At 45.8% G+C, this 21,874-nt stretch carries 14 protein-coding genes; 11 read left to right on the top strand and 3 right to left on the bottom strand.

Annotated elements, in window-relative coordinates:
• Window positions 1–13: 13 nt before the first annotated feature.
• The 3 genes from H735_RS00960 to erpA form a co-directional block, all read right to left on the bottom strand.
• Complete coding sequence (locus tag H735_RS00960) at window positions 14–3,148, bottom strand: efflux RND transporter permease subunit (RefSeq protein WP_020196578.1); 3,135 nt, start codon at window positions 3,146–3,148, stop codon at window positions 14–16.
• A gap of 9 nt (window positions 3,149–3,157) precedes the next feature.
• Complete coding sequence (locus H735_RS00965; protein WP_005449173.1) at window positions 3,158–4,273, bottom strand: efflux RND transporter periplasmic adaptor subunit; 1,116 nt, start codon at window positions 4,271–4,273, stop codon at window positions 3,158–3,160.
• Between the two features lie 113 nt (window positions 4,274–4,386).
• Window positions 4,387–4,728, bottom strand: a complete 342-nt coding sequence (gene erpA, locus H735_RS00970; RefSeq protein WP_005449174.1) for an iron-sulfur cluster insertion protein ErpA — start codon at window positions 4,726–4,728, stop codon at window positions 4,387–4,389.
• A 246-nt stretch (window positions 4,729–4,974) separates the two neighbouring features.
• Between erpA and hemL the strand changes: the two genes are divergently transcribed.
• From hemL to H735_RS01030, 11 genes are all read left to right on the top strand, one after another.
• Window positions 4,975–6,270, top strand: a complete 1,296-nt coding sequence (gene hemL, locus H735_RS00975) for a glutamate-1-semialdehyde 2,1-aminomutase (protein ID WP_005449175.1) — start codon at window positions 4,975–4,977, stop codon at window positions 6,268–6,270.
• A gap of 359 nt (window positions 6,271–6,629) precedes the next feature.
• Window positions 6,630–7,715, top strand: a complete 1,086-nt coding sequence (locus H735_RS00980; RefSeq protein WP_005449176.1) for an AI-2E family transporter — start codon at window positions 6,630–6,632, stop codon at window positions 7,713–7,715.
• A 76-nt stretch (window positions 7,716–7,791) separates the two neighbouring features.
• The gene (gene rsmC / locus H735_RS00985; protein WP_020196579.1) at window positions 7,792–8,817 is read left to right on the top strand and encodes a 16S rRNA (guanine(1207)-N(2))-methyltransferase RsmC; all 1,026 of its coding nucleotides are present in this window, start codon (window positions 7,792–7,794) and stop codon (window positions 8,815–8,817) included.
• Between the two features lie 228 nt (window positions 8,818–9,045).
• Entirely contained in the window at window positions 9,046–12,432 is a 3,387-nt protein-coding gene (locus H735_RS00995) for a response regulator (RefSeq protein WP_020196581.1), read from the top strand.
• A gap of 838 nt (window positions 12,433–13,270) precedes the next feature.
• On the top strand, window positions 13,271–14,953 hold the full coding sequence (locus tag H735_RS01000) for an ABC transporter substrate-binding protein (protein WP_020196582.1): 1,683 nt from the start codon (window positions 13,271–13,273) through the stop codon (window positions 14,951–14,953).
• 170 nt (window positions 14,954–15,123) lie between these two features.
• Window positions 15,124–16,110: an ABC transporter permease gene (locus tag H735_RS01005; protein WP_020196583.1), complete on the top strand. Its 987-nt coding sequence runs from the start codon at window positions 15,124–15,126 to the stop codon at window positions 16,108–16,110.
• Window positions 16,111–16,112: 2 nt separating this feature from the next.
• Complete coding sequence (locus H735_RS01010) at window positions 16,113–17,138, top strand: ABC transporter permease (protein WP_005439412.1); 1,026 nt, start codon at window positions 16,113–16,115, stop codon at window positions 17,136–17,138.
• A 2-nt stretch (window positions 17,139–17,140) separates the two neighbouring features.
• Window positions 17,141–18,124, top strand: a complete 984-nt coding sequence (locus H735_RS01015; RefSeq protein WP_005439411.1) for an ABC transporter ATP-binding protein — start codon at window positions 17,141–17,143, stop codon at window positions 18,122–18,124.
• A gap of 48 nt (window positions 18,125–18,172) precedes the next feature.
• Complete coding sequence (locus tag H735_RS01020) at window positions 18,173–19,168, top strand: ABC transporter ATP-binding protein (protein ID WP_020196584.1); 996 nt, start codon at window positions 18,173–18,175, stop codon at window positions 19,166–19,168.
• Window positions 19,169–19,239: 71 nt separating this feature from the next.
• Window positions 19,240–20,979 carry a glycoside hydrolase family 9 protein gene (locus H735_RS01025; protein WP_020196585.1) on the top strand — a complete coding sequence of 580 codons (1,740 nt, stop codon included), beginning with the start codon at window positions 19,240–19,242 and terminating at the stop codon, window positions 20,977–20,979.
• 2 nt (window positions 20,980–20,981) lie between these two features.
• Complete coding sequence (locus H735_RS01030) at window positions 20,982–21,872, top strand: glucosamine kinase nucleotide-binding domain-containing protein (protein WP_020196586.1); 891 nt, start codon at window positions 20,982–20,984, stop codon at window positions 21,870–21,872.
• Window positions 21,873–21,874 lie beyond the last annotated feature (2 nt).

Below are 21,874 nucleotides of genomic sequence, written 5' to 3' on the forward strand. Positions count from 1 at the left end.
CCTAAGAGGCAGCTTACGCTGCCTCTTTTGTTTCAGGTTCAGGTTCGTCAATATTGTGCTCTCTACCTAGCATCAATAAACATGGAGTAAGCACTAGAGTTAACACGGTTGCAAATGCGAGCCCACCTGCAACTGCAGTTGCTAATTGAGACCACCACTGCGTACTCGGTGCACCAAATTCAATCTTCTGGTTAACTAAGTCGATGTTCATCTCTAGCACCATTGGCAGCAAGCCAAGTATCGTCGTTACTGTGGTCAACAATACAGGTCGCAGACGCTGTACTCCGGTACGCAAAATTGCCTCTGACTTTTCTAGCCCTCGTTTACGCATCTGATTGTAAGTATCTATCAATACAATATTGTTGTTCACAACAATCCCGGCCAGTGCGATCACCCCAATGCCCGACATAATAATGCCGAATGGCTTTTGGAAAATCAGCAATCCAGCAAACACACCGACCGTAGAGAAAAGCACTGCACTTAGGATCAAAAAGGCTTGATAGAAGCTATTAAACTGAGTAATCAAAATGAGCGCCATCACACCAAGAGCAACCATAAAAGCATTTTGCAAGAAAGCGGAAGAGTTCTCTTGCTCTTCGTTTTGCCCACGAATTTTAAACTCAATCCCAGCAGGTAAACCCAATTGCGCCACTTCCGCCGTTATCTTTGGTAGCTCCAGTGCGAGGTTATACCCCTCAACCATATCCGCTTTGATATTTACCACTCGGCGCCCATCAACTCGGCGAATCGTATCCTGCTTATGATCCGGTTTAATTTGAGCAAAGTTAGTAATCGGTACTAAGCCCGCAGCCGTTTTCACTCTTAGCTGATCAAAACGCCCAATATCACGCTTATCTTGCGGATAACGTACTAAGATATCGACGTCTTCATCGGCATCATCCGGAAGATAATCACCAATCTTCAAACCGTTGGTAACAAACTGAACGGTGTTTCCAACCAACGTTGCATCGGCCGCAAAGCGAGAAGCATCGTCTCTGCGGATATCAATCTGCCAATCAATTCCTTCTTTATTCGTTGTATCACTTAAGTTAGTTAACGCAGGGTTACGATCAGCCCAGTAACGAACCATTTTGGCGGCACTGTCCAATTGATCGATACTTGAGTTTTGCGCCGACATTTCAATCACGAGATCATGCTCAACTGGTGGTCCTGCATCGGGGAATTTGTATTCCAACTCAACACCGGAGAATTGATTGGTGGTTTGCTTAAGTTCCTCAATAATATCTTTGACTTTACGGCGATATTGCCAATCCACCGGCGTGATCTGAATTTGACCAATCTCATCACCATCATTTGAATCGGAACCAGTACGTGTGTAGACGCTTTCAAACTCATCATGCCCTAGCATTACTTTCTCAATTTCTTTCATTACGATGTCTTTCTCATTGATCGACAAATCACCATAAGAACGAACTTTGACCGTAAAGAAGGCGGGATCCACTTCAGGAAAGAACTCCGCACCTAAGCCAGCTTTGTTGTAAGTAAAGCCAACACCACCCGCGAGCAAAATTGCGCTGAGTAACACTTTCAATGGATGTCGGATCGCGATAGACAGGGTTTGGTAATAAAGCTTGGTAATGCCTGTCGCTTTATCAAATTCACCATTATGCAGGTCAACCATCTCTTGCTGACGCTGTGCATCGACGACTTGAGGCTTACCAATGATTCCACCAATCACAGGGACGAAAAGTAATGCCATCATTAGCGAAGCACTGAGGGTTGCAATGAGAGTTAATGGTAAGTATTTCATGAACTCACCAGTAATATCCGGCCAAAATAGCAGTGGTGCAAACGCTGCCAAAGTGGTTGCTGTAGAAGCAGTAATCGGCCATGCCATACGTTTTGCTGCATCCCTATATGCTTCTTTACGTGGTGTGCCCTCTTGCATCCGCCTATCAGCAAATTCCGTAACAACAATGGCACCATCGACTAACATGCCTACAGCCATAATCAGTGCGAATAGCACCACGATGTTGACGGTCAAACCAAAAACCGACAACACCAATAAGCCAGTTAAGAAAGAGCCCGGAATAGAAATACCAACTAACAGTGCCGTTCGAACACCCAGAATGGCAATGATGACAATAACGACCAGAATAATTGCAGACAGAATGTTGTTTTGCAGATCGCTAAGCATCAGCTTAACGTCATCAGACTGATCCCAAGTGTATTTAACTTGCAGGTTATTCGGCCAACCAGTCTGCTTTTGCGCTTCAATCAGAACTTGTTTAACGAGATCAACCGTTTCTATGATGTTTTCACCGGCACGCTTTTTCACATTGAGCACCACCGCTGGTTCACCATCTAGCCGAGCAAAACTTTCAGGGTCACGGAAGGCTCGGCGCACTGTCGCGACATCACCAAAAGTGATCACCTCTTTGCCATTTACCTTGATCGGCAGCTCTAATACATCTTTTAACGAATCAAATACGGAAGGGACTTTAACCGAGAAGCGACCATAACCAGTATCGACAAAGCCAGCAGCAACCACTCGGTTGTTTAAAGCAATCAAGTTGTAGATATCGGCTTGATCCAAACCGTAACTTTCCATCAATAACGGATCGACCACGGTCTCAACGATATCTTCGCGATCCCCCGCAATATCGACTTCCAATACCTGACGATAGCTTTCTAACTTATCACGTAAAGCTCGTGCGATTTGTACTGTTGTACGCTCAGGGGCTGTGCCATACAGAACCAGAGTGAGGACAGGCTCTTCAGATGCGAATGTTACTTCGTTAACTGTTGGCTCATCACTGTCTTCAGGCAATTTAGGTTTAGCAAGATCCACCGCATCACGAACATCAGCCATAGCTTCAGCTAAGTCAACGCCGACACTGAACTCTAGAGTAACCGACGCATGTCCCTCTGAAGCAATCGCGGTCATCTCCTTAACGCCTTCTATTGAACGAAGCTCTTGCTCTATCGGACGAACCAATAAGCGCTCCGCATCGGTCGGGGAAATACCTTGGTGACTAACCGAAACATAGATAATAGGGATGGTAATGTCGGGGCTCGACTCTTTCGGAATCGTAATGTAGGTGATCACTCCGGCAATCAAAATCATCACCAACAATGTAAGCATGGTACGTGCACGCGATAACGCAGCATCAATCAAAGCAAACATATTGCCTCCTTATTGCTGGTTCGCAGCTTCAATGGCATCGTCGACTTTTGTCGCCATCACTAAATCACCATCACGTGCAAAGCCTTGTCCAAGCACAATGATGTCAACTTGGTCTCCTAAGCCGGATAACCAGACACCGTCTTTCTCAGCTTTGACCAGTTGGATAGGCACAAAGTGAACATGCTGATCACGAAGCGTTTTGATACCAAGATTGCCTTCTTCATCTAACGCCAACATGGCTGCGGTCACTTTCACTGCCAGAACTTCACTTAGCGACAGTACCACTTCAGCACTGACACCCGCAGGCATCGCACTCTCTCGATTATCAATCTCGATTTCTATAGGGAATGTATTGGTCGAAGTTGAAGATACGCGCCCAATATAACGAATGGTGCCTTGATGATGGATGTTATCAATGGTTCTAACATCGGCTTGCTGACCTTGTTTTAAATACTGAATATGACGTTCACTCACATCCGCTTCAATGACTAACTTCTCTAAGTCAATTACAGTGGCTATTGGGTCGCCGACGCCAACGAAATCTCCCACTTCAACGAATCGATGGTCCAGAATGCCGTCAAAAGGGGCTCTTACTTTGGTATTTTTAAGTGCAGTTTCAACATTGCTTAAGTTTGCTCGGGCATCGACAAGTGCCGCTTGAGCAGTGGCAAAAGCAACTTCACCTTGCAACCCTCTATTCTTCAAAGATTCTGCGGCTTTAAATTCTTTTTCTTTTACACGCAGCATTGCTTTGGCGCGTTTAAGTTGAATATCTAGATCGCGCTCATCAATGTTGGCAATCACCTGCCCTTGTTTAACACTTTGTCCTTTTTGCACGTTCAAGCTCACAATCTTACCTGCGACTTCTGCCCCTAAACGAGCTTGCCGATTCGGCGCAGTTCGACCGTAAAGTTCAATCGTTTTACTGGTTGGTTGTGCTTCAAAAGAGTTGAACATCACCTTTGCGACAGGCGTATCATCTGATTGAGAGGATGGAGAAGAGACCGATTCGTCTTGTGCATTAAGTTGACCCATTGCGAGCCAAGCAGCCAAAGCGATAACAAGCGTTAGAGAGACTAGCCATGGACGTTCGACAAAACGACGTCCGAAAGAAGTTCCAGACATATAAAGTCCTTTTTATTTTTACCCCCACTTCATCATGAAAGCGAGGGGGCGTTTACGTGACTTCCTGCTACGTAAAACTCAGGCAGCCGATTGGCTGCCTGTTGTCGTATTAATTACACACTGAATGATGCACCACAACCACAGGTTGTCGTCGCATTTGGGTTATTAACGAAGAAGCGAGCTCCTTCTAAACCTTCTGTGTAATCAACCACGCCACCGATTAAGTATTGCAGGCTCATTGGGTCTACAACCAGTGTTACGCCACTGTTTTCGATCGTAGTATCACCTTCATTTACGCTCTCATCAAATGTGAAGCCATATTGGAAACCGCTACAGCCGCCGCCAGTAATGTATACGCGTAACTTCAGTGCTGGGTTTTCTTCTTCCGCAATCAGCGCTTTAACGCGTGATGCTGCTGCATCAGAAAAAGACAATGGTACGTTTACTTCGCTCACGAAGACCTCTCTCACTCGTGTAATGCGTCAAGCCTGTAGCGAGACGTCAAATTTGTGCTAATTAGAGCGATTATCCAATACCTGACCAACTCGTTCAAGTATTCACCGACGATTCTTTAGATCAGATGCTGATATGTAAGATTCCACCGCCAGACAACACATAAATTACCCAAAACGTTTCTAACTTGAGATTAGCTAGGTACAATGCGCTCCACTTGGTCCGAGCAATCAAAAGAGGATAACCCCATGACCAAATCATCAGAGCTATATCAAAAGGCTCAGCAAACCATTCCTGGCGGTGTGAACTCACCAGTTCGTGCATTCAACGGCGTTGGCGGTTCTCCGCTATTTATCGAACGAGCAGACGGTGCCCTGATTTTTGATGCCGATGGTAAAGCGTACATTGATTACGTTGGCTCTTGGGGTCCTATGATTCTAGGTCACAACCACGCAGTTATCCGTGAAGCAGTTATCGATGCTGCACAACGCGGTCTAAGTTTCGGTGCGCCAACTGAAATGGAAATTGCCATGGCCGAGCTTGTATCTGAGCTAGTGCCATCTATGGAACAAATCCGCATGGTAAGTTCTGGTACGGAAGCAACAATGAGTGCTATCCGTCTTGCTCGTGGCTTTACTGGTCGTGACAAGATCATGAAGTTCGAAGGCTGTTACCATGGTCACGCAGACAGCTTGCTAGTAAAAGCAGGTTCAGGTGCACTAACTCTAGGTCAACCAAGTTCTCCTGGCGTTCCTGCCGATTTTGCGAAGCACACACTAACGGCAACATTCAACGACTTAGATTCAGTACGTGAACTATTCGCCGCAAACAAAGGCGAAATCGCATGTATCATCGTTGAGCCAGTAGCGGGCAACATGAACTGTATCCCTCCAGTAGAAGGCTTCCACGAAGGTCTACGCGAAATCTGTGACCAAGAAGGTGCTCTACTGATTTTTGATGAAGTAATGACAGGCTTCCGTGTAGCTCTAGGTGGCGCGCAAGCACACTACAACATCAAACCAGATCTAACGACACTAGGTAAAGTGATCGGTGGCGGTATGCCAGTGGGTGCTTTTGGTGGTCGTAAAGAAGTCATGCAATATGTTGCGCCAACAGGTCCTGTATACCAAGCGGGCACACTTTCCGGTAACCCAGTAGCAATGGCGGCAGGCTTTGCATGTTTGAACCTGCTAAAAGAAGAAGGTAACGAGAAACGTCTTGCTGCAAAAACCAAACAACTTGCTGAAGGCTTCAAAGCTCTTGCTGAAAAACACGGCATCCCAATGGTAGTAAACCAAGTGGGTGGCATGTTTGGTTTCTTCTTCACTGACCAAGAAACCGTAACGTGCTACGAAGACGTGACTAAGTGCGATGTCGAGCGCTTTAAGCGTTTCTTCCACCTAATGCTAAAACACGGTGTATACCTTGCACCATCAGCATTCGAAGCAAGCTTTACTTCTCTTGCTCACGGTTCAAAAGAAATCGACGCAACACTAGAAGCTGCGGATCGTTGTTTCGCAATTCTGGCAGAAGAATCAAAATAAGCGTTCCTTACCAGAACATAAATTCCAAAAAAAGGACCTTCGAGGTCCTTTTTTATTATTTGAATTATGCTTGCCAATTAAAGATGACTAAGATGGCAAGAATCCCAAGAACAATCCCAAACCAAGGAATGCGTCTGGCCTTCTTTTCGCTCTGGCATTTCTTATCGCTGTTACAACAACCCATTTTTCCATCTCTTGATTGATAACCACCTGATTTGTGGTCATTATAACAAGGTCAACTGCACCTTCCCAATTCAGCTATGTCATAAGCTTGAAAGAATCGTCGGTGCAAAGTAATAAAGATTTTGCGCTGTGGTATAAGGCGTAAACGTAAATATTCCGTAATTTGGATTAATCACATGCCGAATAATGTAAAAATCACGTCGAGTCATCGAGTGCTAGTTGTTGCACTGCTCGCCGCTGCTTTTGCCTGCTATTTGTTGGTCGAACCTTACATCAACTCGATCGTCATGGCGTTTATCATTTCACTGCTCATGTTCCCAATACATGAATGGTTTGAACGAAAACTACCTAATCACAAAAACTTGGTCTCACTGCTCTCTTGTGTGGTTTTAACCTTTATTATCGTGATTCCATTACTATTTGTTTTTGCCGCTATCGTGCAGCAAGGTTCGGTATTTTCGCAAAATACCTACAAGTGGGTAACCAATGGTGGCATCCAAGATATTTTCCAACATCCTTGGGTAGTCAAAGGTTTAGCGTTGGTTAATGAGTACTTACCTTTCGACAAAATCGAACCACAAGCCATCGCAGAAAAGATCGGGCAATTCGCAACATCATTTGGTTCAAACCTTGTAGCTATAAGCGCAAAAATCCTGGGTGATGCAACGAACTTCCTAATGGATTTTTTCCTAATGTTGTTCGTTTTGTTCTTCCTGTTACGTGACCACGACAAGATCATTTCAGCAATGCGTCATATTCTGCCCCTCTCACGCAGCCAAGAAGACAAAATTCTGACCGAGATTGAACAAGTCTCGAAATCCGCTGTAATGGGGTCATTCTTAACCGCGATTGCTCAAGGCTTTGCTGGTGGTATCGGTATGTGGCTTGCAGGCTTCCCTGGCCTGTTCTGGGGCACCATGATGGGCTTCGCATCTTTCATTCCGGTCGTTGGTACTGCGTTAATTTGGATCCCGGCAGCCGCTTACTTGTTCCTAACTGGTGATACCACTTGGGCCATTTTCCTAACGGTGTGGAGCGTGGTCGTGGTTGGCTCTATTGATAACCTGTTGCGTCCGCTGCTAATGCAAGGTAGCGCCGGCATGAACACCCTTATGATCTTTTTCTCGTTGCTGGGTGGTCTGCATCTGTTTGGTTTGATTGGCCTTATCTACGGTCCATTGATCTTTGCCGTGACCATGGTGCTGTTTAATATCTACGAAGAAGAGTTCAAAGACTTCCTCAACCAACAAGACAACAGCTAGTCATCGCTTAAGCACTTCAAGCTTGGGGCAGATTGTGCGAAAATCTGCCCCTAATTATTTCTGATGAACCTAATTTATGTCTGCTTACATCGCACCTAGCCAAATTGCTCAGCGCCAACTTGAGTATTTCAACGGAAAACACGTTCTAGTCGCAGGAGAAGTTGAAGACTTGTTCCCGCTAGAGTTAGTGGAGCATTGCGAATCTGTAGAAGTGTTTACTTCCAACTACAGCTACTACCGCCAAATTCAAACCTCTGACAAAGTGAAAAGTCATTTTGGATCTGAGTTTGACGTTGAAACACAAGCAGACATGGTCCTTTTATACTGGCCAAAAGCTAAAGCTGAAGCGGAATATCTGCTAGCGATGTTGATGGCTAAGCTAGGCATCAATACAGAAATCGTTGTGGTTGGTGAAAACCGTTCAGGTGTTAAAAGCATCGAGAAGATGTTCAAAGACTATGGTCCCGTAAAGAAGTACGACACCGCTCGTCGCTGTTCATTTTACTGGGGAACTTGCCTTAACCAGCCAAAGCCTTTCAATCAAGCCGACTGGTTTAAATCTTACGAAATTACACTAGGTGAACAATCACTTACCGTTAAGAGTCTACCTGGCGTATTCAGCCATGGTGAGTTTGACCTAGGCAGTCGTCTTCTGCTGGAAACCTTACCGAAACTTTCAGGCAAGGTACTGGACTTTGGTTGTGGTGCTGGTGTGCTGGGTGCATTTATGGCTCAAGCAAACCCAGAGATTGCGATTGAGATGTGTGATATTAACGCTTATGCCATTACCTCTAGCCAAGCAACACTCAAAGCGAATGGGTTATCAGGTCGTGTTTTTGCCTCAGATATCTACACAGACACGGCTAAAGACTACCGTTTTATTGTCAGTAACCCACCATTCCACAGTGGCTTAGACACAAACTACAACGCAGCAGAAACTCTGCTAGGTCAAGCACCAAAGTATATGACGGCCAACGGTGAAATGGTCATTGTGGCGAACAGTTTCTTGCAGTATCCGCCAATTATTGAGAAAGCATTCAATAATTGCGAGACGCTAAATAAGACCAATAAATTCTCTATCTACTACGCTAAAAAATCGTAGCACTTCCTTGCGCAGGTGAATTCCTGCGCAATCCATTGCTGAATTTTACACAACTCAAAGAAAAACTGCGTCGCTACCCACGCTTTGCAATCAACTTTCTTGTCAAAGAAAAAAAACTCGTTAATTTTGTTAATTCTATCGAATTTAACTTCTTGCCCGTTTTTAACGAGAACCTTGGCAAGTGCCAACCAATCGGTCGCTGCCCTTTAACGAGTTGTAATCTTATCCATGTTTAAATTCTACAAAAAGCAGAAATTTAAGCGCCTGCAAAGCACGCTAATGACCGCATTTTTGGTTCTTAGTATTACGCCCCTGACGATCACTGCGATTTTCTTCCTGCAATCACACAGTAAAGATCTCCAAGAGCAAAGTACATCGCACCTACTCTCTGTTCGTGATACTAAGCAACAGCAGATCATTGACTACTTCGCTGCGCAAGAAACGGAAGTGATGGGCTTCGTACGTTCAGAACTTGCCTATGCCAGTGGCGGACGCTTCTACGGCTTGGTCAACGCATTTAGCCGTTTAGGGCACGATATTGACGAAGCGAGAGAAAACGCACAGCATCGCTACATCCAAGGCAGTGGCGATCAAATCAAAACGTCGATTTTGCCGGAATCGTCCAACTATGTTGGCAGTGAACGCTACCGCCTACTCCACAAGCGCTACCATTGGGCGTACTTAGAACTGCTAAAACGTTCTGATTTCAATGATATTTTGTTGGTCGACATTGACGGCAATGTCACGTACTCCATCAATAAAGATGACAACTACGGCACAAACCTACTAACCGGTCGCTATAAAGAGACGGCGTTAGGTCGTACCTTTAAACGTTTATCAGAAGACGTCAGTGCACGCCGAAAAGTCAATGAAGATTACACCCCAGTGGTCGTGTCTGACTTTGATATCGAAAACGGAAAGCAAGTTGCTTGGTTAGGTGCGCCTATTGTTCAGCAAGGCTACCTCCACAGTTACGCAATGTTCCGTTTGCCAAATAACGGTATTACCAAGCTTATTGCGGAAATTAACCGTGATTCATCCATTGAAACCTTGCTCGTTGGTAGTGACCACAAACCTAGAACCATCAATACCAAACAAGAAGATATCCAAAACAGCTTAGAAATCGTGGATAAAGCGTTGGCCGGTGACACTGAAGTAGGTACTTACAGTAACCGCTTAGGTGAAGAGATGATTGCGGCGTTTACGCCAATTGAAACTCGTGGCCTAACTTGGGCGCTAGTCGTGCAACTTCCTGAAAAAGAAGCCTTTGCGCGTGTCCACCAGCTTGAAAAACTGTTTGTGATTGCGATGTTAATTGCGATCGTATTGGTAGTTATCGCCTCACATTACTTATCGAACTTCATCACTTCACCACTGCTAAAACTGACTTGGGCAGCAGAGAAAGTGTCTGCAGGCGATTTGGATGAAACGACCTTTAACACCGAACGAAAAGACGAGATTGGGCGTCTTGCGATCAGCTTTGAGCGTATGCAACGCTCTATTCGTGAAAAGATTCAAACCATCAAGCAGCAAAATGAAGAGTTAGAAAGCAACATCAAGCTGATCCAAAAGCAAAACGAAGAATTACAGCTGGCTGATAAGCTGAAAGATGAGTTCCTTGCGACAACCTCCCATGAACTTCGCACGCCATTACACGGCATGGTTGGTATTGCAGAAACCTTGGTATCTGGCGCAAATGGGGCTATTCCGGCTAGCCAGAAATATCAATTGGACATCATCATCAAGAGTGGTCAACGCCTAGCGAATCTCGTTGATGACTTATTGGATTACCACAAGATGCGCTATGGCAGCATGGATATCCAAAAGTCAGCAGTGAGTTTAGCAAGTGCCACACGCTTAGTATTAGAGCTTTCCGGTCACCTATTGGGTAACAAGACTATCCGCATCATTAACCAAGTGCCTGCAGATTTGAAAGCTGTCTCAGCGGATCCTCAGCGCTTAGAACAAGTGCTGTACAATTTGATCGGTAATGCCATCAAGTACACCTCTGAAGGTAAGATCGTCATTTCAGCAATGGTTGTTGACGATCAAGTTCGAGTGCAAGTCGTGGATACAGGTCAAGGCATCCCAGCAGAGCATCTAGAACATATCTTCGAACCTCTGATTCAAGCAGGTCAAGACGCGAGTCACTACCGTCAAGGTGCGGGATTGGGTCTATCAATCAGCCGTCAACTTATTGAGCTGATGGGCGGGTCATTGTATGTGAGCAGCCAACCTATGGTAGGCACCACATTCAGCTTTACCCTGCCGCTAGCAAGTGAAGAAGAGATCCAAGCGACACAAAGCCTAGCTGCTCGCGGGCACTTCCAAATCCCTGAAGCAAATTTTGAGAACAACGATGACTTGTCTCTGCCAGAGAACCCAGACGGTCCATTGCTTTACGTTGCCGATGATGAACCAGTTAACCTGCGCGTTCTAGAAAGCTTCCTAAGGTTGGAAGGCTATCGCGTTCGTACAATTTCTGATGGTCCAGAAACGCTGGCGTTGATTGAACAAGAAAAGCCAGAACTGCTTTTATTGGACATCATGATGCCGGGGATGAGTGGATACCAAGTGTGTAGCGAGCTTCGTGAAACTTACGATCATGCAGAGCTACCAATCATCATGCTGACCGCATTAAGCCAAACAGAGGACCGAGTGAGAGGCTTTGAAGCGGGCGCGAATGATTACCTGACAAAACCATTCAACAAACAAGAGCTAGCGGCACGTATTCAGGCGCACCTAACGGCAAGTAAAGCGGAAATGCGACACATCGAAAACAAGTTATTAGAGTCGGAACTGCGCCAACGTGCAGAAGTCGAAGCGAGCTTGTTGGAGACCCAAGGGCGATTACTAGAGCAGCTAGAATCTGCACCAGAAGCTATTATTTGTCTTCGTGAAGACCAACGCATTCGCTTTGCTAATGAAGCGGCCTGTAAGCTGTTTAAACGCAGCTTAGAACAGTTGAAGCGCTCTTCAGCAGACGAATTGATCGCACCTAAATTCCTGACGGTTAAGCAGCCTCACTACTGTGGCAAGATTGATATCTACATTGAAGATATTCGCCAAAACATCGAAGCCGACATTCTAAAACTTCCAGAAGGCTCTGGTTTGGATGTGATGTACATCTTTAATGTCGGCGGCGGTGCTAACGCTGCTCGTATCCACAACCTAGAGACGGCTGTTGAAGTGCTTTCATGCTACGCATTCGATGGCGACAAAGACCAACTTCAGAAGCTAAAAGAGCTTGGTGGAGAGTTTACACGCTTGGCAGATAAAGCTTTGGGTAACAAGAAAGATAAACAAGAGCTGTTGCGTGAGGTTCTTGTCGATACCATGACCCATGCATTGGAATACTGGGAATCTGTTACCGGAGAAACCAAGTTTGCGTTTGCTGAGCAAAGTGGCTTGTGGCGCGTTTACCTAGACCGCAGCACCTTGCAGACTCGTACCCTAGATAAATACATGCGTATCGAGACATTACCTAAAACACCACGTTGGAGAACGGTATTAAGCTCGATTGAGTTTATCTTGGAGCACTGTAAAGAACAGAGCCCAGAACGAGCATACATTGAAGCTCAGCGCGACAAAATGCAGAGACTTTTAACAAGCTAGCTGCACAACACACAAATGACAGCCCCGCATTTAGCGGGGCTTTTTTATATGTTCTAACAAAACTCACGCTTTATGACTTAGATAGCAAGACGACCACTCAAGCTCTAATCTATACCTACTCAGTTATTCTCAATGTCCCACTTAGCTCATCTTTTATCAGTTCAAGTAGAGTTGGAAGCAAGCTATCAAAAAAGCCATTCTAGACACCCTCTACGTACGAATTTGAGCGGCTACTTTCTGGATAATTACAAACGTAATTTATTACCCTCAAGTCCTCTAAAAACACTTCATTTCCCTCATAAAAAAAGCATAATTAGCAGCCAAATTTTGCTGTTAAAAACCTCTATTTTTTACTCAGCAAGGGAAATTAGGCCAACATTTGATGGAGATTGCGAAGTCAATCACAACAGAACGGCAGATTAAATTTCACCTAGTTAATTAACAAAAAAATCGTGTGTGAGCCAGATCGCCAAAGCATTACAAGCCCACAAAGCCATTAATTTAAAAGAGATTAAGAGTAAGTAAACACTAACACACAAAGTTTAAGTGGATATAAACTGCGACGCATATCAACGTTTAATTTTTAGCCTTATCAGGCTTAAAAACGAACAAAATGACGTTTATGACGGAGTTGGTGCGGTTTTTAACGTTTTTAACGGGAATCGAGTTTGATTATTTTGTGGATAAGGTGTTTTCTTACTCCTGCCTAAGGCCTACAGGCCACTCTTAGAGCGAAACAAATTTAATGTGGAGCGAAGAGGTGGGCCTTGGAGAGTGTTTATCAATTGATGACATTCAATTCCATTAGTGAAATGAAAGCAAATAGTAAGGAACAGCTATGCTTGCCAATATTAAAAAAACAGCACTAGCAACAGCAATTATTGCAACGGCTACTACAGGTTTTGCATCAGTAGCTACAGCCGCTGAGCGCAGTGAACTGACTATCCACCCTAAAGAGTTTACAACTTTTGTTCGTAACTTTAACCCTTTCTTGGGTGCAACAAACCTGCACACAACTACTGACTTTATCTACGAGCCACTAGTTGTTTTCAACGAAATGCACGGCAACACGCCAGTATTCCGTCTAGCAGAAAACTTCCAAATGTCTGACGACCTAATGAGCGTAACTTTCGATATCCGTAAAGGCGTAAAATGGTCTGACGGCGAAGCGTTTACCGCTGATGACGTTGTTTACTCTTTCAACCTAGTTAAAGAGAAGCCAGAACTAGACCAATCTGGTATCAACTCTTGGGTAACTGGCGTAGAGAAAGTTAACGATTACCAAGTTAAGTTCCGTCTAAGCGAAGCAAACTCAAACGTTCCTTACGAAATTGCTAAAGTACCAGTTGTACCTAAGCACGTATGGAGCAAAGTGAAAGATCCATCAACATTCACTAACGAAAACCCAGTAGGTTCTGGCCCATTCACAGTGATCGACACTTTCACTCCTCAACTGTACATCCAGTGTGAAAACCCGAACTACTGGGATGCAGCGAACCTAGACGTTGACTGTCTGCGTGTTCCTCAAATCGCGAACAATGACCAGTTCCTAGGTAAGATTGTTAACGGCGAAATGGACTGGACTTCTTCATTCGTTCCAGACATCGACCGCACTTACGCAGCAGCGAGCCCTAAACACCACTACTGGTACCCGCCAGCAGGTACTCAAGCGTTCGTAGTAAACTTCAAGAACCCAGATGCAGCGAAAAACGAAGCACTAACTAACGTTGACTTCCGTCGCGCATTCTCTATGGCTCTTGACCGTCAAACTATCATTGATATTGCATTCTACGGCGGCGGTACAGTGAACGACTTCGCATCTGGTCTTGGCTACGCATTCGAAGCTTGGTCTGACGAGAAGACTCACGACAAGTTCAAGGGTTACAACTCTTACAACGCTGAAGGCGCTAAGAAACTTCTAGCGAAAGCGGGCTTTAAAGACGTAAACAAAGACGGTTTCGTTGACACGCCATCTGGTAAGTCTTTCGAGCTACTAATCCAATCTCCAAACGGTTGGACTGACTTCAACAACACTGTACAGCTTGCTGTTGAGCAACTTGCAGAAGTAGGCATCAAAGCACGTGCTCGTACACCAGACTTCTCTGTGTACAACCAAGCAATGCTTGAAGGTACTTACGACGTTGCGTACACCAACTACTTCCACGGTGCAGACCCATACACTTACTGGAACAGTGCTTACAACTCAGCACTACAATCTGGTGACGGTATGCCTCGCTTCGCGATGCACTTCTACAAGAACGACAAGCTAGATGGTCTTCTAAACAGCTTCTACAAGACAGCTGACAAGCAAGAGCAGCTAGAAATCGCTCACGGTATTCAGCAAATCATCGCTCAAGACCAAGTGACTATCCCTGTGATGTCTGGTGCTTACATGTACCAATACAACACAACTCGCTTCACTGGTTGGTGGAACGAAGAAAATCCTAAGGGCCGTCCAAACATTTGGGCTGGTATCCCAGAGCGTCTACTTCACGTACTGGACCTAAAACCAGTTAAATAAGTAGAAGTTCATTTCTAGCGGCACACATCCCGTGTGCCGCCTATAAAAATCCCCTTGTTACTAAACCAACATATGGCGCTCGTCGTCAGGGGATTTTTCGCTCTAAATTTCGCTAGGAGCGACCTGAAACCAGAAACAGGGAAAAAATCTGGGTGAGTAAGGTGTGAGTTATGGGTTATTTTTTAAGACGTTTGTCGTTCTATCTTGTCGCGCTCTTGGTTGCAGCGACGTTAAACTTCATTATTCCGCGAGCAATGCCTGGTGACCCAGTTACCATGATGTTTGCTAACGCATCAGTACAGGTAACGCCAGAGCGAATCGCAGCAATGAAAGAACTGCTGGGTTTCGTAGATGGTCCAATCTACATTCAGTACCTGTCGTACATCAAAAACATTCTAAGCTGGGAGCTAGGTACTTCTATCCAGTTCTACCCGCTTTCAGTTAACTCTCTACTAGGTGGCGCATTCGGTTGGTCATTGTTCCTAGCAGGTACTGCAGTTGTACTATCGTTCTCGATTGCTTCTGTACTAGGTATCTTCGCAGCTTGGAAACGTGGTAGCCGATACGATGCATTCGTAACACCGGGCACACTGATCATTCAAGCGATTCCACAAATGGTTATCGCGATGCTAGCGCTGTTCATCTTTGCCATCGGTCTTAAGTGGTTCCCATCAGGCTACGCCTACACCCCGGGTACAGTGCCAGATTGGACAAGCTGGGAGTTCCTAAAAAACGTGGGTTACCACGCTATTCTTCCATTGTTCTGTGCGACGATTGTTCAGATTGGTGGCTTCCTAGTAAACATGCGTAACAACATGATCAACCTTCTTGCTGAAGATTACATCACAATGGCAAAAGGTAAGGGTCTGAGCGAAAACCGAGTTGTATTCAACTACGCAGCTCGTAACGCACTACTACCAAGTGTAACCGCACTTTCAATGTCTCTAGGTATGGCAATCGGTGGTCAGCTAATCATCGAGATGATCTTCAACTACCCAGGTCTAGGTACGGTTCTTCTAAACGCAATTCACGCACGTGACTACCAAGTACTTCAAGGTCAGCTAATCATCATGACGATGTTCATGCTATGCTTCAACCTAATGGCTGACATGCTGTACATGATTCTAGACCCTCGCCTACGTAAGGGAGGCAAATAATCATGAAAGAACTATTTAAACTGATTTTAGGTAACGCGTTCGCGCGTGTTGGTTTGGCGATTATCTCGTTATTCATCTTTGTCGCCGTTGCCGCTCCGTTGATCACTCAGCACGCGCCAGATAAGCGCACTGGTAACCCACATGAATACCCTGGATTTGTTGTAAAACAAGCACAAAACAACCCTGATGGCTGGGTTGCTAAAAACCTAGCAGATGACCGTCGTACGCTGCTTATGTCGAAAAAAGCGGACCACGTACTAGGCACATCTCGTATGGGTCGTGACATCTGGTCTCAAGTTGCTTATGGCGCTCGAGTATCTCTGGGTGTGGGTTTTGGTGCGGGTGTTATCGTGTGTTTCCTAGCAACGGTTATTGGTATCTCAGCAGGTTACTTCGGCGGCCGTGTCGATGACGTACTGAGTGCCGCTATGAACATCATGCTGGTTATTCCACAGTTACCACTCCTGTTCGTACTCGCTGCGTTTATCGGGGAGGCAGGGCCGCTCACCATTGCCTTGATTATCGCCGGTACTTCCTGGGCTTGGGGTGCACGTGTTGTGCGAGCTCAAACCATGGCACTACGAGAAAAAGAATTCGTTAAAGCTGCAGAAGTACTGGGTGAGTCACCAATTCGCATCATCTTCGTTGAGATTTTGCCAAACCTAATCCCAATCGTTGGTGCAAGCTTCATCGGTTCAGTAATGCTAGCAATCAACACGGAAGCGGTAATTTCGTTCCTAGGCCTAGGCGATGCAAACACCATCAGTTGGGGCATCATGCTGTACAACGTACAGACTTCATCAGCGATGCTTATCGGCGCGTGGTGGGAAGTTCTAGCACCTTGTATTGCACTAACTCTATTGGTTACTGGCCTTGCTCTACTGAACTTCGCAGTCGATGAAATTGCTAACCCGCAGCTTCGTTCTCACAAAGGCATGAAGCGCTGGAAGAAAATGGCAGCACAAGACAAGAAAGAACGTGAGCCAGAATTGGCACCACAAAATGCACTATGGAGCGGAGATAAATAATCATGACTGCACCACTAATTTCTATCCGTAACCTATGCGTAGACTACATTACAGATGCGGGCGATGTCCGCGCCTGTAACAACGTCAGCTTCGACATTGCACCAGGCGAAGTATTTGGCCTAGCAGGTGAATCTGGCTGTGGTAAATCAACCGTTGCATTCTCGCTAATGCGCCTTCATAAGCCGCCAGCGTTTATCACTGGTGGTGAGGTTATCTTCAATGGCGAAGATATCCTCCAATACAGCGATGAGCGTATGCAGTCGTTCCGCTGGAGCGAAATGTCGATGGTATTCCAAAGTGCGATGAACGCTTTGAACCCAGTACTAACGATGGAAGAGCAGTTCTGTGACGTAATCATGCGTCACACCAACATGACTCGCGCTCAAGCCAAAGTTCGTGCAGAAGGTCTATTGGAAATCGTTGATATCCACCCTAGCCGACTAAGCGATTACCCACACCAATTCTCTGGCGGTATGCGTCAGCGTCTGGTTATTGCTATCGCTTTGGCTTTGAACCCGAAAATGATCATCATGGATGAACCTACAACGGCGCTAGACGTGGTAGTTCAACGTGAGATTCTGCAAAAAATCTATGCACTTAAAGAAGAATTTGGCTTCTCGATTCTGTTCATCACCCATGACTTGTCATTGATGGTCGAGTTCTCTGACCGCATCGGCATCATGTACTCGGGTGAACTGATTGAAGTTGCCCCTTCTAAACAAATTCTGGAAAGTCCTTACCACCCTTACACAAAAGGTTTGGGTAGCTCTTTCCCTCCACTAACTGGTCCTAAGACCAAATTGACTGGTATTCCAGGCAACCCTTTGAACCTATTAGAAGTTCCTCAAGGTTGTCGATTCCAAGCTCGTTGTGACCGTGTCCATGAAGCTTGTACGCGAGTACCAACTCAGCTGCGTCAAATTGAACCTGGTCGTCTCTCAAACTGCCACTTGTATGGCGACACGATTGCTCAAGCTAAGGTTTAACAACAAAAAATAACGCTAGCTAAGAAGAAAATTACACTGGAGAGAATTATGAGCAAACAATTCGGCGAATTGCTGGTTGAAGGTAAAAATGTCGTTAAGGACTTCCCTTTAAACAGTAACTCAATCAAACAATCTAAGATGCGTGCAATCAACGACGTATCTTTCAAAATGTACAAAAGCCGCGGTTTATCAGTGGTAGGTGAGTCTGGCTCAGGTAAATCTACTACCGCAAAAATGATTGCGAAAATGTATGCACCAACGGATGGCATCATCGAGTACAAAGGTCGTGATATTCAAGACATCACTTCTCGTCACGATTTGATGACTTACCGTGAAGGCGTGCAAATGGTATGGCAAGACCCATTTGGCTCGCTAAACCCGACACACAACATCTTCCACCATATTGCTCGTCCACTGCTGATCCACAAGAAGGTATCACCGGGCAACAAAAAAGAGTTGGAAGAGCGCGTGTACGACCTACTAGAACAAGTTGGTCTGATTCCACCAAAAGAAACGGCGCAAAAGTTCCCGCACCAACTTTCTGGTGGTCAACGTCAGCGCGTGAACTTGGCTCGTAACATTGCAGTTGGTGCAGAAGTGGTACTGGCTGACGAACCAACATCAATGCTTGACGTATCGATCCGTGCTGGTGTTCTTAACCTGATGGAAGAGATGAAGTTTGAGAAACAAATGTCTCTTCTTTACATCACTCACGACATCGCGACAGCACGTTACATTGCTGAAGATCTTGCGGTTATGTACGTCGGCCACATGGTTGAGTGGGGTGACACAGAGGAAATCATTCACGCTCCTCAACACCCATATACGCAACTACTGGTTTCAGCCGTGCCAGATCCATCGAAGTCAATTCACGAGAAGTTGAAAGGCAACAAAGGTGAAATCCCACTTTGGACGCCTGAATCAGTCGGTTGTCCATTTGCAGGACGCTGTGTTCATGCCACAGAAAAATGTCGCGAGCGACTGCCTGGTGTGACGCAACTATCTGATAACCACTTTGTTCGTTGTTACTTATTCGAAGATTAATCATAACGAGGGTCAGGTATCAATCTGACCCCTTTTTCCCTTTATATTTTATTGTTTCCCGGAGAGATTGAATGCTGCTACTGACTAACCACATTGGTTACGAGCGTCTGGGCCCTAAGAAAGCGATCATCCAGACGAGCCGACCACGCCTGTCTTCTTATACGGCTTTGTTGGTTTGTGCCGATAGCCATCAAACCGTTGCAACCTTGACGGTAGAAAAGCAAGGCAAAGTAGCAAACTGGCATCAAGGTCATTTCTACCTTATCGACTTTTCTTCGTTTAACACTCCAGGTAACTATTACCTTCGTTTCGACCATTTGCGTTCATCTCACTTTGAGATCGGCGAACATATTCTTTTCGATCGCACGCTTTCAGATGTGATCCATTATTTTAAATCTCAGCGCTGCGGAGGCATTTTCGATCAGCAAGATCGTCAGGCTCCACTGCTAAATTCCGACGAAACCGCAGATGTTCATGGTGGTTGGTATGACGCTTCAGGCGATGTCAGCAAATATCTGAGCCATTTGTCATACGCAAACTACCTAAACCCACAGCAGACCCCTATGGTGGTGTGGAACATGTTGAAAGGTTTGTCCCTGCTAGACGGCAACGACAAACTGGCTAAATTCACTGCTACTCGCCTTATTGAAGAAGCCCTGTTCGGTGCAGACTTCCTTGTTCGTATGCAAAACGAAAAAGGTTTCTTCTACATGACCGTGTTCGACAAGTGGAGTAAAGACACAGCTCAACGTGAAATCTGTGCCTACGAAACCCAACTTGGTCATAAGTTTGATGACTACCAAGCCGGTTACCGACAAGGAGCTGGCGTTAGCATTGCGGCATTAGCTTCAGCAGCACGTCTAGAGTGTCATGGTGAGTTCGACCAACAAAAATACCGTAATGCAGCGGAAAACGGCTACTGGCACTTAAAAGAGCACAACACCCAATACCTAAATGATGGTGAAGAGAACATCATCGACGAATACTGCGCATTACTTGCAGCGGTTGAGCTATTTAAGACCACCAAAGAAACACGCTACCTAGAAGAAAGCCGCGTGTGGGCAAACCGCCTTTCTGCTCGTCAAATGAATGATGAGCACATTCAACATTTCTGGGCAGCCAATCAAGATGGCAGCCGCCCTTACTTCCATGCGGCAGAAGCAGGACTTCCTGTTATCGCGCTGTGCGAATACTTGGCGATTGAAGACGACTCTGAGTGCGCTTCAGTAGCAAAACAAATCATCACTCAAGCTTGTGAGTTTGAAGTCTCTATCACCAATAGAGTAAAGAACCCATTTGGTTACCCACGCCAATATGTAAAAGGCGTGGACGAAGCAAAACGTGATGCGTTCTTTGTGGCACACAACAATGAATCGGGTTACTGGTGGCAAGGTGAGAATGCTCGCTTAGGTTCACTCGCAACCATGGCGTATTTGGTGCAACCATTTATCGAGTCAGAAACTCTAAAGCAGCAGCTTTCTAAACTCGCACAAGATTCTATCAACTGGATTGTGGGTCTGAACCCGTACGACATGTGCATGTTGGACGGTCATGGTCGTAACAATCCGGACTACCTTCCTCAATATGGTTTCTTCAATGCAAAAGGTGGCGTGTGTAACGGCATCACCGGCGGTTTCGAAGACGAGGAAGACATTGCATTTAATCCACCAGCACAGAAAGACGACATGCTTCAAAACTGGCGCTGGGGAGAACAATGGATCCCGCATGGTGCGTGGTACCTACTCGCAGTAATGAGTCAGGCTCAGCACATCTCGACTTTAGCGAACTCTCAAGCCTTCAAGGAGCAATAAACATGGGGATGTATTTTGTAGGTATTGATGGCGGTGGCACTTCCTGTCGCGCCCGTATCAAAGACGCGCAAGGCAACTTCGTTGGAGAAGCTAAAAGCGGCAGCGCTAACATTATGTTAGGTGCAGAAGTCGCGATGGCGTCGATTCTTGAATCCATCGCTTCAGCGGCACAACAAGGCGGTCTCTCTCAACAAGACTTTGCTTCTATGCACGTTGGCTTAGCACTTGCGGGCGCTGAACATAAAACCTCTTGGCAAGCATTCATGGCTTTAGAGCACCCATTTGCCAGTATGACACTCAATACCGATGCTTACGGAGCATGTATTGGTGCGCATAACGGTGAAGATGGCGCAATCATGATTGCAGGAACCGGCTCATGCGGCATTTTCCTCAAAGGTCTCGAGCAACATGTCGTTGGTGGTCGTGAGTTCCCAATCTCCGATCAAGGTGGCGGCGCAGTCATGGGGTTGCGTCTGATCCAACAAGTGTTGCTAGCAGAAGATGGCATCCGTGAAAAAACACCTCTTGCCGCGCACGTCATGAATCATTTTGAAAATGACATCGACAACGTAGTGGCGTGGTCTAAACAGGCTTTGCCTCGCGATTACGGTCAATTTTCTCCTGTTATTTTCCAACATGCGGAACAGGGTGATGCACTGGCGATTGAAATGCTTAAGCAAACCGCAGCCGATATAGAAATGTTCTTAGTCGCGCTGAATAAGCGTGGGGCTACTCGTATCTGCCTAATGGGCAGTATCGCAGAGCGAATTCTGAACTGGTTGTCTCCTCCAGTTCAACAGTGGGTGGTTGAACCTCAATTTGATGCGATTGAAGGAGCCATTATGTTTGCTGGCAAACCAGAGCATAACCTTTACGCCGTGAGTGTTGAGTAGGA

This window comes from Vibrio owensii CAIM 1854 = LMG 25443, assembly GCF_000817815.1.
GTDB classification, from domain to species: domain Bacteria; phylum Pseudomonadota; class Gammaproteobacteria; order Enterobacterales; family Vibrionaceae; genus Vibrio; species Vibrio owensii.